This is a genomic window from Rhizobium sp. P2_G9 (assembly GCF_056403475.1).
The window spans coordinates 104319-118327 of record NZ_JBFUFK010000027.1 but is presented as its reverse complement, the minus strand read 5'-3'; the positions used below and the strand labels follow the sequence as shown (position 1 = coordinate 118327).

Genomic DNA, 14009 nt, shown 5'->3' with positions numbered 1-14009 from the left:
GTTGGTCATAGGTGTCTCGGCTAGCTTCGATCAGGTTTTGATATTTCACATCCTCTGCCTTTCCGACGAATCTGGCGATCGGCAAAGAACAGGAGCATCGCATGACGACATTCAACCCGACCGCTGACTATGCCGACATACGAGAGGGCGTGGCCAGGGTCTGCGCCGAATTTCCCGGCAGCTATTGGCGTGATCTCGATGCCCGGCGCGCCTACCCCAAAAATTTCGTCAATGCGCTGATCAAGGAAGGCTATCTCGCTGCGATGATTCCGGAGGAATATGGCGGATCGGGTCTCAACCTCACGGCCTCCGCCGTCATCCTCGAGGAAATCCATCGCAACGGCTGCAATGCCGCCGCCTGTCATGCGCAGATGTACACGATGGGCACGGTGCTGCGCCACGGCAGCGAGGAGCAGAAGCGCCAATGGCTGCCAGGCATTGCCAATGGCTCGCTGAGGCTACAGGCCTTCGGCGTGACCGAGCCGACCAGCGGCACGGACACGCTGGCGCTGAAGACGACGGCGCGACGTGATGGTGATAGCTACATCATCAACGGCCAGAAAATCTGGACGTCGCGCGCCGAACATTCCGATCTTATGGTGCTACTTGCCCGCACGACGCCGCGCGACCAGGCGAAATCCAAGACGGATGGCCTGTCCGTCTTCCTGCTCGATCTCAGGCAATTGGTGGGCAATGGCATCACCATCCGTCCGATCCGGGCGATGATCAATCACGCCACCACCGAAGTCTTTTTCGACAATGTCCGCATTCCCGCCTCGAGCCTTGTCGGCGAAGAGGGCAAGGGCTTCCGATACATCCTTTCCGGAATGAATTCTGAGCGAATCCTGATCGCCTCGGAATGTATCGGCGATGCCAAGTGGTTCATAGACAAGGGTTCGGCCTATGCGAAAGAGCGCATCATTTTCGGCGCGCCGATCGGCAAGAACCAGGGCGTGCAGTTTCCGCTGGCGCGCGCCTATGCACATATGCTGGCCGCCGAAGCGATCGTTTATCGCGCCGCGGCCATGTATGATGCCGGCCACAATCCGGGTGTCGAAGCCAATACCGCCAAGATGCTGGCCGCCGATGCAAGCTGGGAAGCGGCGGAGGCATGCCTGCAGACACATGGCGGCTTCGGCTTCGCCGAGGAATATGACGTCGAGCGGAAATTCCGCGAGGCGCGGCTTTATCAGGTGGCGCCGATCTCGACCAACCTCATTCTCTGTTACATCGCCGAACAGGTCCTGGGTCTGCCGAAATCCTACGGGGAGGGCAGGGCATGACGACACTCTCCCACGTGCTTGACCTTGCGGCATTGCCGGCCCAGGCGATACCGCCATCGGCCCGAGTGGTGGCGCGGTTTTCGCTGTTCGATTGGATGGTCTGCGGTCGCGCGGGCCGCAACGAGCCATTGGCGAAAATTCTCAGGGATTTCGCAGCGGCGGAGGGTGGAAAACCAATCTCCTCCGTCATCGGCGGCGGCCAGTTGCCGGCGCGGGCTGCGGCGCTGGTCAACGGCGCCACCAGCCATGCGCTGGATTATGACGACACCCATTTCGGCCATATCGGCCATCCCTCCGTGGCAATCTATCCGGCCGCTTTGGCAGCGGCGGAAATGATCGGCGCATCGGGTGCTGCGGTCGCCGATGCCTTCCTGCTTGGCGCCGAGGCCTCGGTGCGGATCGGCATGGTGCTTGGCACGGTCCACTACAACAGGGGCTTTCACCAGACGGCCACGGCCGGCGCTTTTGGCGCCACGATTGCCGCCGGCCGCATTCTCGGGCTGAGCCGCGCGGAAATGCAGGTTGCCCTTGGGCTCTCCGCCACGCGCGCCTCCGGACTCAAATCGCAATTCGGCACCATGGGCAAACCCTATAATGCCGGCATCGCCGCCTCCAACGGGGTGGAATGCGCTCTTCTTGCCAAGGCCGGCTTTACCTCGGCCGACGATGGCCTCATGGGTGCCCAGGCCTTCGTTCCAACCCATTCCGACGCGCCCGACGAAGCGCGGGGCGTATGGGACAATCCGCCGCCGGGGACTTTCCTCTTCGAGGATATCAAATACAAGCTGCATGCCTGCTGCCACGGCACGCATGCAATGATCGAAGCCCTGGCCGCCGTTCGGGCCGGAATGGAAATGGATGAGATTGCCGGGATACGCCTACTCACCAACCCGCGCTGGCTCTCTGTCTGCGATATCAAGCGGCCGAGAACCGGTCTGGAAGTCAAGTTCAGCTATGCCTGGCTGGCTGGCATGGTGTTTCGGCAAATTCCGACATCGAATGACCGTACCTATACGGACGCGCTTGCGGATGATCCTGGGCTCGCCGATTTCGCCACCAGGGTGCATGTCACCGGCGATGCCGCTGTCGGCGATATGCTGGCCGTCGGCGAGGTGGTCCTCACCAATGGAAGGGTCGTGCCGTTCTCGCATGATCTGTCGGCGCGATTGCCTGCCGCCGAGATCGAGCGGGGGCTGCGCACCAAGGCCGTCGAGCTTATCGGATCGGAGGCGCAGGGAATATGGAAAGCCGTGACCGATCTCGATGGCCTGCCGGCCGCCGAGCTTGGCCAATTGTTGAGGCAACCATGAGCGAATACGAACACTGGATCGGCCGCACGAGCGCGCGCGCCGAAACCATCTCCGAGAGACAATTGCAGATGTTCCGCACGACGTTCGACGGGCTGCTTGCGCCCTCGGAGGTGCCGCTCGGCTTTCACTGGACATTTGTTCCCGATCTTTTTCCGGCTGCGGATCTTGGCCGCGACGGCCATCCGCGCACAGGCTTGGTCTTGCCGGCGCTGCCGCTGCCGCGACGCATGTGGGCCGGCGGCGAACTGGAATTCGTCAGCCCATTCTCCTCCTCCGACGCCGTCACCCGCGAAACGACGATCGCCGACATTGCCTTCAAGGAAGGCAGTTCCGGACGGCTGGGCTTCGTCACCGTCAACCATGCCTACAGCGCCGACGGTACGGTCCGCCTGCGCGAGCGGCAAGATGTCGTCTATCGCGAAGACCCCAAACCGGGCGCCCGTCCGGCCGCTGTAGCGGCCGAAAGCTGGGATGTCGTCGCGCAACGCCCGCTGGTGACCGATTCCACCCTGCTGTTCCGCTATTCGGCGCTGACCTTCAACGGCCACCGTATTCATTATGACGAGCCCTACGCGCGCAATGTCGAAGGCTATGCTGGCCTTGTCGTCCACGGGCCGATGCAGGCATTGCTGATGCTCAACCTCGCCGCCGAGCTTCTGGGACATGCGCCCACGCGCTTCAGTTACCGCGGGGTCTCGCCTCTGATCGCAGGCATTCCGGCTGTGATCGAGGCTCGAAAAGGCGACGATGAAATCGAGCTCCGGGTGCGAACCGACGACGGGATCGTGACGATGACCAGCCGAGCAGCAGCGTGAGCAAGGCCATGCGCCGCCTCAGCCATGATGGGCGGCGACAGTCTTGACCGTGGAGAAGCCGTAGAGTGCCTCAAAACCTTTTTCGCGCCCATGTCCGGATTTGCCGACACCGCCGAACGGTAGTTCGACCCCACCACCGGCACCATAATTGTTGAGAAAAACCTGGCCGGCATGGATGGCCCGCGCCATCCTGAGCGCCCGAGAGCCGTTCTCCGTCCAGACACCCGCCACCAGCCCATAATCCGTGCCATTGGCGATGGCGAGCGCTTCCGCCTCGTCATCGAAGGGGATGATCACCTGGGCCGGTCCGAAAATCTCCCTCTGCGCAAGCAGATGATCTGCAGGCACATCGGCAAACAGCGTCGGCTGCAGATAGAAGCCGCCATCCGGCGCGCCGTCCGCAATGGTTCCGCGCGCTGCCACTTCAAGCTCCGAACCCTGCGCGAGGAGACCTTCGATCAGCCCCTTCTGCCGGGCCGAAATCACCGGCCCCAGATCGAGGTCGTCGATGGCCGGGCCGACGCGCAATGCGGCATAGCGTGCTGCCATGCGCTCTACCACTTCCTGATGCCGTTTGCGTTCGACCAGGATACGGGCGGCGCAGGAACAGGTCTGGCCGGCATTCTGTATGCCGCCATTGACAAGAAAGGGCAGGGCCCGTTCGAGATCGGCGTCGGCGAAGACCACCTGGGGCGATTTGCCGCCGAGCTCCAGCGTCACCGGCACCAGGTTCTTCGCCGCCGCCTGCTGCACCAGTGTGCCGACCCCGACCGAGCCGGTGAAGGAGAGATGGTTGATGCCCGGATGAGCGGCAAGTGCCGCCCCAGCCTCTGCCCCAAGGCCGGGCACGATATTGATGGCGCCGGCGGGAAAGCCGACATCCTCGGCCAGCCGCGCCATGGCCAGCGAGGTCAGGCAGGCTTCTTCCGCCGGCTTGATGACGCAGGCATTGCCCATCGCCAAGGCCGCCGCCACCGAGCGCGCCAGGATCTGCATCGGATAGTTCCAGGGAACGATATGCCCGGTCACGCCGTGTGGCTCGCGGATCGTCCAGACCGTGTAGCCATCGAGATAGGGAATGGTGTCGCCCATCACCTTGTCGGCGGCTCCGCCATAGAATTCGAAATAGCGCGCCATGGTCACGGCATCGGCGCGCGCCTGCTTCAACGGCTTGCCGACATCCAGCGCCTCGATACGGGCAAGCTGATCGACCCGGTCGAGGATCGCTTGCGACAGTTTCAGCATCAGCCGCCCACGTTCGGCCGCCGTCAGCCGGCCCCAGGCGCCGGATCGGGCTGCCTTGGCGGCATCCACGGCGGCATCGATGTCAGCCTCGCGCCCGCGTGCGATGTTGCACAGGGGCAGACCGGTCGAAGGGTTGAGAAGCTCCAGCCGTTCCCCGGAGGAAGGATCCTGCCACTGTCCTCCAACGAGAATCTTGTCGGTGTCGAACCAGATATCCGCGCCCATTGTGCACCTCCTGCCGGCAACATTGCGAGCGCAGTCTGGGAAGAGGCTGGCGGATGGTCAAATCGCAAAAGGCTCTGGCAGCCATAGTATTTCTGAATAGGCGTCTCACTCCAAGGCGGTCGCCAGCTTCAGGTACATGCGCAAAAGCGCCTAACCCGGCTGATCGAGCATGTCCTCTATTTCGGCGACAAGCCGGCCCTCCCAGATGCCGCGGCGGACGAGATCGCGGGCCACCGTCAGCGTGATGCGCTCGATTGCCCTGCAGGCCCGGCTCAACGGGCGGGCGCTGTTGGTGACCAGATAGACCGGGCGCGATATCGTCGGCTCGATGATCGGCGACTTCACCAGTTCTCCGCGCGCGACAAAGTCATGGGCGGCTGCGGGTGCGAAGATCGTGTAGCCGGAGCCGCGGGCGACCAGTTCCTTGATCTGCGTCATCGCATCCATTTCGATGACGACATTGAGGTCGATGCCGAGCGCGGATGTGTGCTTGGTGATCGTCTTGGTCAGCCCATGCGCCGGGGCGGGCAAGATGAGTTCGAGATCGGCCAGTGCTCGCAATGGCACCGGCATGCCCGGCGGTGTGTCGAGCGGCCAATTGTCCGGCGCGGAGAAAAAGCAGAGTTCCTCGTCAAGGATATGCGTCACACGAAAATTCTCGTGTTTGTCGAGGCTGTAGAGGAAGGCGATGTCTATCTTCTGCTCTTCGAGCCAGGTCTTGATATAGCCACTCATGGATTCGATGGCCTGCAGCCGCACATCGGGCAGTTCGACCCGTACCGTTTCGGCGAGCGGCACCGACATGACCATGGAGACGGAAGGCGGCAGACCGAAGGCCACCGTGCCGCGCACCGCACCTCCGGCCTCCTTCATCGCGGCGACACACTGATCAAGGCTGAGGCAGATTTCGCGGGCATGGCTTGCCAGCAGGTGCCCTTCGCCGGTCAGCTGGATGCCGCGCGGCGAGCGCACCATCAGCTGTACGCCCAGCTCTTCCTCGAGCTTGATGACATGCTGGGAAAGGGAGGGCTGCGCGACGCCGAGGCGATGCGACGCGGCCGACAGCGATCGTTCCTCCGAGATCGCGATGAAATATCTGAGGTGCCGGATATCCATTTCTGTCTCCCTGACAAGGAGTTAGTCGGCTTTGATCTAGCCTGTCAAGGAAACCGATATTTCCGCCTCTAGCGACCAAACGCTAACGTCTGCTCGTGAATGGAGGAGTCGGCCTATGCGTGATCTTGACGGCCTGTTGGTTGTGTCGCTGGAGCAGGCTGTGGCGGCACCGCTCGCGACCGCGCGGCTGGCCGAGGCCGGCGCCCGCGTCATCAAGATCGAGCGGCCGGAAGGCGACTTCGCCCGCGGCTATGACCGGCTGGTGCATGGCGAAAGCGCCTATTTCGTCTGGATCAACCGCGGCAAGGAGTCGATCTGTCTCGATCTTCGCAAGCCCGAGGACCTGGCACTGCTCAAGCGCATGATCGCGGCGGCCGACATTTTCGTACAGAACCTTGCACCGGGTGCCGCTGCCCGTCTCGGCGTCGGCGCCGAGGCGATGACGGCCGAGCATCCGCAGCTGATTTATGTCTCCATTTCCGGCTATGGCGAAAGCGGGCCCTATCGCGACCAGAAGGCCTATGACATGCTCATCCAGGGCGAAAGCGGCCTGCTGGCGGTCAATGGCACGCCGGAGGGCAGCGCCCGCGTCGGCATTTCCGTTTGCGACATCGCGGCGGGCGAAACAGCCTTCTCCGCCGTGCTGCAGGCGCTGATCGGCCGGCATGCCACCGGCCGTGGCCGCACGGTCGAAGTGTCGCTGTTCCACACGATCGCGGACTGGATGAACGTGCCCTATCTGCAGACCCGTTACGGTGGTGCCGCACCGAAGCGGGTCGGCCTCAGGCATCCGTCGATCGCACCCTATGGCGCCTTCACCTGTGCCGACGGGCGGGATTTGCTGCTTTCGGTGCAGAATGACCGGGAATGGGCAGCGCTCTGCGAAAAAATCCTCGATGATCCCTCTCTCGCCCATGATCCGCGTTTCGCAACCAATGTCGACCGGGTGGCGAATATGAGGGAGGTCGAGACGCTGATCGCTGCGGTCCTCTCGCGTCTGGGTCGGGAGGTAGCGGTCGAGCGGCTGAACGCAGCCGGCATCGCCTGCGGCCGGCTCTCGACGATTGATGATCTGCTAGAACACCCGCAAGCCCGTCACGTGACGACGGAGACACCGACCGGACCGGTCGAGATGATGGGCCGTGGCATCAACATTCCCGGCGATAGCGTCACTGCAAGCGCAGTGCCGGCACTTGGACAGCATTCGGCAGCGTTGCGGGCCGAATTCCACTCCCATGGCAAGAGGACCGGATGATGCCGGTCGCCTTGATGGAAGTGTCCGCCCGTCGATAAACTCAGGCGGACAAGGGGTTTATCGCAGTAGAAGCGACCGCCGCCTATCCCTGGCGGGGCTTCTCGCTTGAGGTCCGAGCGAGGATCAGATGTCTTTCACCAGCCGCAGCGCGTCGTAGATGGCTGCGTGGGTGTTGCGGGCGGCAACGGCGTCACCAATCCTGTAGAGCTGGAATTGTCCCTCCGAATTGCGAATGACCGACTGCTTCTGACCATTGATCAACCCATCGTAATCGACGGCGCCGAGATTGGATGAACGCGGCTTGAGTTCAAAATAGAGGTCGTCGAGCGGAATGGTGCCATGGTTGATGACCACCTGATCGACGATCTGCTGCTTGGAGATGCCGCCATAATCGCTGCCGACATGGGCGACGAGCTGGTTGCCGTTCTTTTCAACCGAGTCCAGCCGGTACGTGACCGTGAAGGTCACATCGAGTTTCTGTAGCGAGCGCATATAAGGCACGAGGTTCATGGCCATGACCTCCGGTGCGAAGGACCGGTCCGGTGTCATGACTTCCACCTTGGCACCCGCATTCGCCAGGATTTCGGCGGCCTGGAGGCCGGCATGATCGCCGGCATCGTCGAAGATCAGTACATTGGTGCCAGGCTTCACGTCACCGGAAATGATATCCCAGGAAGATATGACGAGTTCGTTGCCCTTTGTCAGGACCTCGGTGTGCGGCAGGCCACCTGTGGCGATGATGACGACGTCGGGCTTCTCGGCCTCGATCGTGGCGGCTTCAGCCCAAGTGTTGAAGTGGAATTTGACGCCGGCCTTTTCGCACTGGGCCATGCGCCAGTCGATGATGCCGATCATCTCCTTGCGGCGCGGGCTCTGCGCCGTGAGGCGGATTTGGCCCCCCGGATTGGCGGCTGCTTCGAAGACGGTGACGTCGTGGCCGCGTTCACCCGCGACCCGTGCCGCTTCCAGACCCGCCGGGCCGGTGCCGACGATGACCACCTTCTTGCGCTCAGGCGCCTTTTCGATGACCTGAGGCATCGTCTCTTCGCGGCCGGTCGCCGCGTTATGGATACAGAAGGCCAGGCCTCCCTGATAAATTCTATCAAGACAGTAATTCGCGCCGACGCAGGGGCGGATGTCGTCCTCGCGTTTTTCGATGATTTTCCGCAGGATATGCGGATCAGTCATGTGGGCGCGGGTCATGCCGATCATGTCGACCTTGCCCGATGCGATGGCATGCCGGGCCGTAGCGACGTCCTGGATCTTGGCGGCGTGGAAGGTCGGGAAGGCAGTCGCTGCGCGGATTTCGCCGGCAAAGTCCAGATGCGGTGCGCTCGCCATGCCCTGGATCGGGATGACGTCGGTCAGGCCCGGATCGGTGTCGATGTGGCCGCGGATCACGTTAAGGTAATCGATGAGGCCGCTTTCCTTGAGGCGGCGGGAAATCTCGAGACCTTCCGTCTTGCCGGTGCCGCCTTCCAGGCGCTCGTCAGCCGTATAGCGGACACCGAGGATGAAATCGTCGCCGACCCGTTTGCGCATCGCCCTGAAGACATCGAAGCAGAAGCGCAGGCGGTTCTCCAGCGGGCCGCCATAGGGGGCATCGAGCTCGTTGGTGAGCGGAGAGTTGAACTGGTCGATCAGATGGCCATAGGCTTCAAGCTCGACGCCATCCATGCCGCCCGCCTTCATGCGCTCGGCCGCATCGGCAAAATCCTTGATGATGCGCTCGATATCCCAGTCTTCCATCTTCTTCGGGAAGGCGCGGTGCGCGGCTTCGCGGTGGTGAGATGGGGCGACGACGGGAAGCCAGTCGCCCTTGTCCCAGCGTGTGCGGCGTCCGAGATGGGTGAGCTGGATCATGATCGCGGCACCCTGCTCATGCACGGCGTCGGTCATTTCCCTAACCCATGGGACGATCTCGTCCTTATAGGCGAGCAGGTTGTTGAACACCGGCGGGCTGTCCTTGGAGACTGCCGCCGATCCGGCCGTCATGGTCATCGCGACACCGCCCTTGGCGCGCTCGACGGTATAGGCGCGGTAGCGGCCCTTCGGCATGCCGTCTTCCGGATAGGCAGGTTCGTGCGAGGTGACGATAATGCGGTTTTTGAGGGTCAAATGCTTCAATTGATAGGGCTGGAGGAGGGGATCGTTGGACATCTGACGCTCCGATTTAAGAAAGGTGGGCTGAAGTTAGCAAAATGTACATGAGTGTCAATGATGAAAACACAGATGTCGTGTTTTCTGACGCTGTTGTACATTTCGATTGAACGGCGGGTCATTGTTTGCTACGAAACCAAGTATGGAGCAGGTTTCGAACGATAGCGGCTGGAGAGGATCGCCTGAAGGATGGCTTGAGGCGGCCTATGAATTGCTGATCGAGTCCGGCGTCGACTCCGTCAAAATTCAGCCGCTCGCCAAGAAGCTGAAGCTTTCAAGGACGTCGTTCTACTGGTTCTTCCGGGATCGGGAGGAATTGCTGGCGGCGCTGGTGGCCAGGTGGCGCGAGAAGAACACCGGCGCGCTGATCAAGCAGTCGGAAGCCTATGCGGAAACGGTCGCCGAGGCGATGCTCAACGTGCTGGACTGCTGGCTGGACAAGACCTTGTTCGACGCACAGTTCGAATTCGCGATCCGGAGCTGGGCTCTGCAGTCGCCGGACATCCTGGCCGAGGTCCAGCAGGCCGACCAGGCGCGGATCGCGGCTCTGGACCGGATGCTCCTGAGGTTCGGATATAAGTCGACGTCTGCGGACGTGCGCGCCCGGACAATCTATCTCGTCCAGATCGGCTATATCTCGATGCAGGCCAAGGAAGAACTTGCGACGCGCATGAAGCGGATCGCCGACTATGTCGAAATCTACACCGGCACCGCACCCGAGCAGAGGGAACTTGATCGCTTCTTTGCCCGGCACGGATATGTGCCGGATTAGAGGCAATCGCGATGGGCGGACAGCCAACATCGGGACTCTTGGCGCGACAGGCTGGCTGGGCACGGCATTCCCTCAAGACCGCGCCGGGGATCGTCGCTCAGCCGAAAGGCCTGTCCGCAGATGACTGAATTCAGACGCTCGCATGGAGAGTCCGCGTGTCCAAGAAATTCCCCCGCCTGTTTTCACCCCTGACGATCCGTTCCCACACGCTGAGGAACCGCATCGTCTTCGGTGCGCATACCGCCAATATGGCGGTGGAAGGTCTGCCGACCGAGCGGCATGCCGCTTATTATCGGGAACGCGCGATCGGCGGCGCTGCTATGATCGTGGTCGAGCCGATGCCGGTGCATGCCGCCGCCGTGCTGACGCGCGGCAATTTCCGCCATTCCGACGATGCTGTCATCCCGCATTTCCGCAAGGTGACCGAGGCGATCAAGTCGAATGGCGCGGTGGCGATCCAGCAGCTCTATCATATCGGCGCCCATGGCGATTCCGATCTTTCCTTCCATCCGCACTGGTCGCCGTCCGGCCTGCCGAGCTATCATGACAGCGATGGCTCGCACATGATGACCGAAGCCGAAATCTGGGACACCATCGACGGCTTCGTGCAAGCCGCCCGCCGCTGCAAGGAAGCGGGTTTTGACGGGGTGGAAGTCTGGGCGGCCTATCTCGGCATGGTCGACCAGTTCTGGACGCCGTGGAGCAACCGGCGCGAAGACCAATGGGGCGGATCGCTGGAGAACCGCACGCGGATGTCGAGGGAAATTCTGTCCCGCATCCGCGATGTCTGCGGCGCAGACTTCATCATCGGGCTGGCGGTCAGCGACCAGTCAAGCCAGCCGGTTGCGTTGACGCGCGACGAGCAGGCCGAGATCATTGGCTACCACGATGAGTTGGGCCTGTTCGACTATGTGACCTGCGGCTCCGGCGGCTATCTCGACTTCTATTCGTTGATGCCAACTTTCGTGTTTCCTGAAAAGCTCGGCGCGGACCTCGCTTCCGCCTTGAAGAAAGTCGTCAAGAACGCCGTCGTCATGGCGGAGAGCCATATCAGGACGCCGGACAATGCCGAGACGCTGCTCGGCGAAGGCGTGTCGGACCTCGTCTCGATCGTGCGTGGCCAGATCGCCGACCCGCATCTAGCCCGCAAGGCCGGCGAAGATCGGCCGGAAGATGTTCGAGGCTGCATTTCCTGCAATCAGATGTGCTGGGGGCGGCGTGGTCGCGATTACTGGATCAGCTGTCTGATCAACCCGTCAGTAGGGCGGGAATTTGAATGGAACGGCGACCGCTTCGTAAAAGCGGAAGCGCCTAAACGGGTGTTGGTCATTGGCGGCGGCCCGGCGGGGCTGGAAGCAGCAAGGACTGCGGCCGAACGCGGGCACAAAGTGGTGCTGGCGGAGGCATCGAGCCGTCTGGGCGGCAACTTCCTTCTGGCCGGCATGCAGCCGCGCCGGGCGCAGATTCTCGATCTCATCGGATGGTACGAACGCCAACTGGAGAAGCTCGGCGTCGAGGTCCGGCTGAATAGCTATATCGAGGCGGATGAAATCGATGCATCCGAGTATGACACTATTGTCGCTGCGACCGGGTCCTATGGCCCGGAAACAGGGTTCCAGAAGGCTCTTCCTGCTGTCGAAACAATGCCCGGTATCGACAAGGGTGGTGTGTTCACTGTCGAGGCCGTGATGTCGCGGCAGGCAAGGCCGGGAAAGCGCGTGCTTTTGCTTGACGAGGGCGGCGGCTGGCGAGGATGCGGCACCGCGTGGAAGCTGGCCGAGGAGGGGCATGACGTCACCATCGTCACGCCCGACCCGTTCGTTGGCAAGGAACTGACCCGCACGGCGGCCGATGTGCCGATGCGGCAGGCGATCCGCAAGCTCGGCGTTCGCTGGATCACTGAGGCGAGCGTGACCGAATGGCATGGCAACGGCGCGACGCTGGTCGATCACAATACCGGGGAACATTCCTTCGTCGAAGCCGACGCCCTGGTGACGGCGACGACGAACATGGCGGCTGACTGGCTGATGCCGGGACTGGCCGAACTGGGCCCGCCCATTCGCCAGATCGGCGATTGCGCGGCACCGCGACAGGCGCCTTATGCTTTCTACGAGGGACGAAAGGCCGGTCTGGAAATTTAGGGCGACCGACGAAGTTCTCGTCGGTTGCGGGAATTCAGAACGGCAGCCGCGCATTCTCCTTGACCTCTTTCATCACAAAGAAGGTTCGCGTCTGCCGGACGCCCGGCAGCGCGATCAGCTTCTGACCGTGCAATTTGTTGAAATCCGCCATGTCGCGGACGCGGATTTTCAGGAGGTAGTCGAAGTCACCGGCGACGAGGTTGCAGTCGAGCACTTCCTTCATCTCCATGACAGCGCCTTCAAAGGCCGCAAAACTCTCCGGCGTCGAGCGATCAAGCACCACACCGACCATGACCAGCGCGCCGAGACCGACTGCCGCAGGTGCCACTTCAGCCCTTACGCCGGTAATATAACCCTCGTCGAACAGCCGTTGCGTCCGCCTGTAGCAGGTAGCTGCGCTGACATTCACCCGTTCCGCCAGATCGGCATTGGTGAGCCGCCCCTCGGATTGCAGGGTGCGCAGGATTTTTAGATCGATCCTGTCGAAAGCGGGTGTGGAAGAATCTTTCATTTGCAGGCCAATAAGTTGAAGAAAGACATTAACCGACCGGAATTTTATCGAAATTCGAGCAAAGCGGCAACGAAGTTAGAGAGCACCTTTCATGCATTTTCTCCTATCGTTTGCGACGAAACAAACGCGGAGGGGCCATATCGATGTCACTGCTAGAAAAATTCGAACGCTATCCACTGACCTTCGGCCCGACGCCGATCGAGCATTTGCCGCGGCTGACGGCAGCGCTTGGCGGCAAGGTGCAGATCTATGCCAAGCGCGACGACTGCAATTCTGGCCTGGCCATGGGCGGCAACAAGCTGAGAAAACTCGAATATATCGTGCCCGATGCGATCGCTTCGGGCGCCGATACGCTGGTCTCGATCGGCGGCGTGCAATCCAACCATACCCGCATGGTCGCTGCCACCGCCGCCAAGATCGGCATGAAATGCGTGGTCATCCAGGAAAAATGGGTGCCGCACTATGACGCCGTCTATGATCGCGTCGGCAATATCCTGATGACGCGGCTGATGGGCGCCGATAGCCGCCTGGTCGATGACGGTTTCGACATCGGCATCCGCAAGAGCTGGGAAGATGCGATCCAATCGGTCAAGGATGCCGGCGGCAAGCCCTATCCGATCCCGGCCGGCGCCTCGGTGCACAAATATGGCGCTCTCGGCTATATCGGCTTCGCCGAAGAGGTGGCGGCGCAGGAGAAGGAGCTCGGCTTCACCTTCGACTATATCATCGTCTGCGTCGTCACCGGCTCGACGCAGGGCGGCATGATCGTCGGCTTTGCCGCCCAGGACCGGGCGGAGCGGGTGATCGGCATCGATGCCTCGGGTACGCTCGAGCAGACGCGCGCCCAAGTCCGCAACATCGTCGATTCCACCGCAGAATTGGTCGGCCTCGGCCGGACGATCCGCGATAGCGAAATCGTCATCAACCCTGATTATGCCTATCCGGCCTATGGCGTGCCGTCGGAAGAAACCAATGCGGCCATCCGGCTCGCCGCCCGCACCGAGGCGATGATCACCGACCCGGTCTATGAAGGCAAATCCATGCAGGGGATGATCGATCTCACCCGCAAAGGCTTCTTCCCCGAAGGCTCAAAGGTTCTCTACGCTCATCTCGGCGGCGCCCCGGCGCTCAATGGCTACAGCTATTACTACAAGGATGGCTGAGCGGGGCGGCTGA

Annotated in this window: 11 protein-coding genes; 7 read left to right on the top strand and 4 right to left on the bottom strand. The window is 61.9% G+C overall.

The features are described from left to right. Positions 1–101 precede the first annotated feature (101 nt). The 3 genes from AC1DYF_RS22180 to AC1DYF_RS22170 are packed head-to-tail and all read left to right on the top strand — an operon-like array spanning position 102 to position 3408. Positions 102–1283: an acyl-CoA dehydrogenase family protein gene (locus AC1DYF_RS22180; protein WP_477878933.1), complete on the top strand. Its 1182-nt coding sequence runs from the start codon at positions 102–104 to the stop codon at positions 1281–1283. Beyond that, positions 1280–2593, top strand: a complete 1314-nt coding sequence (locus tag AC1DYF_RS22175) for an MmgE/PrpD family protein (RefSeq protein ID WP_477878932.1) — start codon at positions 1280–1282, stop codon at positions 2591–2593. Before AC1DYF_RS22180 ends, AC1DYF_RS22175 begins: the two co-directional genes overlap by 4 nt. After that, positions 2590–3408, top strand: a complete 819-nt coding sequence (locus tag AC1DYF_RS22170) for an HTD2 family dehydratase (RefSeq protein ID WP_477878931.1) — start codon at positions 2590–2592, stop codon at positions 3406–3408. Before AC1DYF_RS22175 ends, AC1DYF_RS22170 begins: the two co-directional genes overlap by 4 nt. Positions 3409–3426: 18 nt before the next feature. On the opposite strand, the gene AC1DYF_RS22165 is transcribed toward AC1DYF_RS22170, so the two are convergent. Both AC1DYF_RS22165 and AC1DYF_RS22160 read right to left on the bottom strand, forming a co-directional pair. Further along, positions 3427–4878 carry an aldehyde dehydrogenase family protein gene (locus AC1DYF_RS22165; protein ID WP_477878930.1) on the bottom strand — a complete coding sequence of 484 codons (1452 nt, stop codon included), beginning with the start codon at positions 4876–4878 and terminating at the stop codon, positions 3427–3429. Between the two features lie 150 nt (positions 4879–5028). Then, positions 5029–5994, bottom strand: a complete 966-nt coding sequence (locus AC1DYF_RS22160; RefSeq protein WP_477878929.1) for a LysR family transcriptional regulator — start codon at positions 5992–5994, stop codon at positions 5029–5031. Between the two features lie 115 nt (positions 5995–6109). On the opposite strand from AC1DYF_RS22160, the gene AC1DYF_RS22155 reads away from it, so the two are divergent. Continuing rightward, positions 6110–7249: a CaiB/BaiF CoA transferase family protein gene (locus tag AC1DYF_RS22155; protein WP_477878928.1), complete on the top strand. Its 1140-nt coding sequence runs from the start codon at positions 6110–6112 to the stop codon at positions 7247–7249. A gap of 123 nt (positions 7250–7372) precedes the next feature. Here AC1DYF_RS22155 and AC1DYF_RS22150 read toward each other — a convergent pair whose 3' ends face one another. Then, complete coding sequence (locus AC1DYF_RS22150) at positions 7373–9409, bottom strand: oxidoreductase (protein WP_477878927.1); 2037 nt, start codon at positions 9407–9409, stop codon at positions 7373–7375. Between the two features lie 142 nt (positions 9410–9551). Between AC1DYF_RS22150 and AC1DYF_RS22145 the strand changes: the two genes are divergently transcribed. Further along, a complete protein-coding gene (locus AC1DYF_RS22145; RefSeq protein WP_477878926.1) occupies positions 9552–10181 on the top strand; it encodes a TetR/AcrR family transcriptional regulator in 630 nt (209 codons plus the stop codon). Positions 10182–10336: 155 nt separating this feature from the next. Further along, positions 10337–12322: an oxidoreductase gene (locus tag AC1DYF_RS22140; RefSeq protein ID WP_477878925.1), complete on the top strand. Its 1986-nt coding sequence runs from the start codon at positions 10337–10339 to the stop codon at positions 12320–12322. 34 nt (positions 12323–12356) lie between these two features. On the opposite strand, the gene AC1DYF_RS22135 is transcribed toward AC1DYF_RS22140, so the two are convergent. Further along, positions 12357–12833: an Lrp/AsnC family transcriptional regulator gene (locus tag AC1DYF_RS22135; RefSeq protein ID WP_477878924.1), complete on the bottom strand. Its 477-nt coding sequence runs from the start codon at positions 12831–12833 to the stop codon at positions 12357–12359. A 143-nt stretch (positions 12834–12976) separates the two neighbouring features. Here AC1DYF_RS22135 and AC1DYF_RS22130 point away from each other — a divergent pair, with 143 nt between their 5' ends. Continuing rightward, positions 12977–13996: a 1-aminocyclopropane-1-carboxylate deaminase gene (locus AC1DYF_RS22130; RefSeq protein ID WP_477878923.1), complete on the top strand. Its 1020-nt coding sequence runs from the start codon at positions 12977–12979 to the stop codon at positions 13994–13996. Positions 13997–14009 lie beyond the last annotated feature (13 nt).

Bases quoted from the DNA above. Each gene is read 5' to 3' on its own strand.
- AC1DYF_RS22165 (WP_477878930.1), bottom strand. From the start codon at position 4,878: ATGGGCGCGGATATCTGGTTCGACACCGACAAGATTCTCGTTGGAGGA.
- AC1DYF_RS22160 (WP_477878929.1), bottom strand. From the start codon at position 5,994: ATGGATATCCGGCACCTCAGATATTTCATCGCGATCTCGGAGGAACGA.
- AC1DYF_RS22130 (WP_477878923.1), top strand. From the start codon at position 12,977: ATGTCACTGCTAGAAAAATTCGAACGCTATCCACTGACCTTCGGCCCG.
- AC1DYF_RS22135 (WP_477878924.1), bottom strand. From the start codon at position 12,833: ATGAAAGATTCTTCCACACCCGCTTTCGACAGGATCGATCTAAAAATC.
- AC1DYF_RS22170 (WP_477878931.1), top strand. From the start codon at position 2,590: ATGAGCGAATACGAACACTGGATCGGCCGCACGAGCGCGCGCGCCGAA.
- AC1DYF_RS22175 (WP_477878932.1), top strand. From the start codon at position 1,280: ATGACGACACTCTCCCACGTGCTTGACCTTGCGGCATTGCCGGCCCAG.
- AC1DYF_RS22180 (WP_477878933.1), top strand. From the start codon at position 102: ATGACGACATTCAACCCGACCGCTGACTATGCCGACATACGAGAGGGC.
- AC1DYF_RS22155 (WP_477878928.1), top strand. From the start codon at position 6,110: ATGCGTGATCTTGACGGCCTGTTGGTTGTGTCGCTGGAGCAGGCTGTG.
- AC1DYF_RS22150 (WP_477878927.1), bottom strand. From the start codon at position 9,409: ATGTCCAACGATCCCCTCCTCCAGCCCTATCAATTGAAGCATTTGACC.
- AC1DYF_RS22145 (WP_477878926.1), top strand. From the start codon at position 9,552: ATGGAGCAGGTTTCGAACGATAGCGGCTGGAGAGGATCGCCTGAAGGA.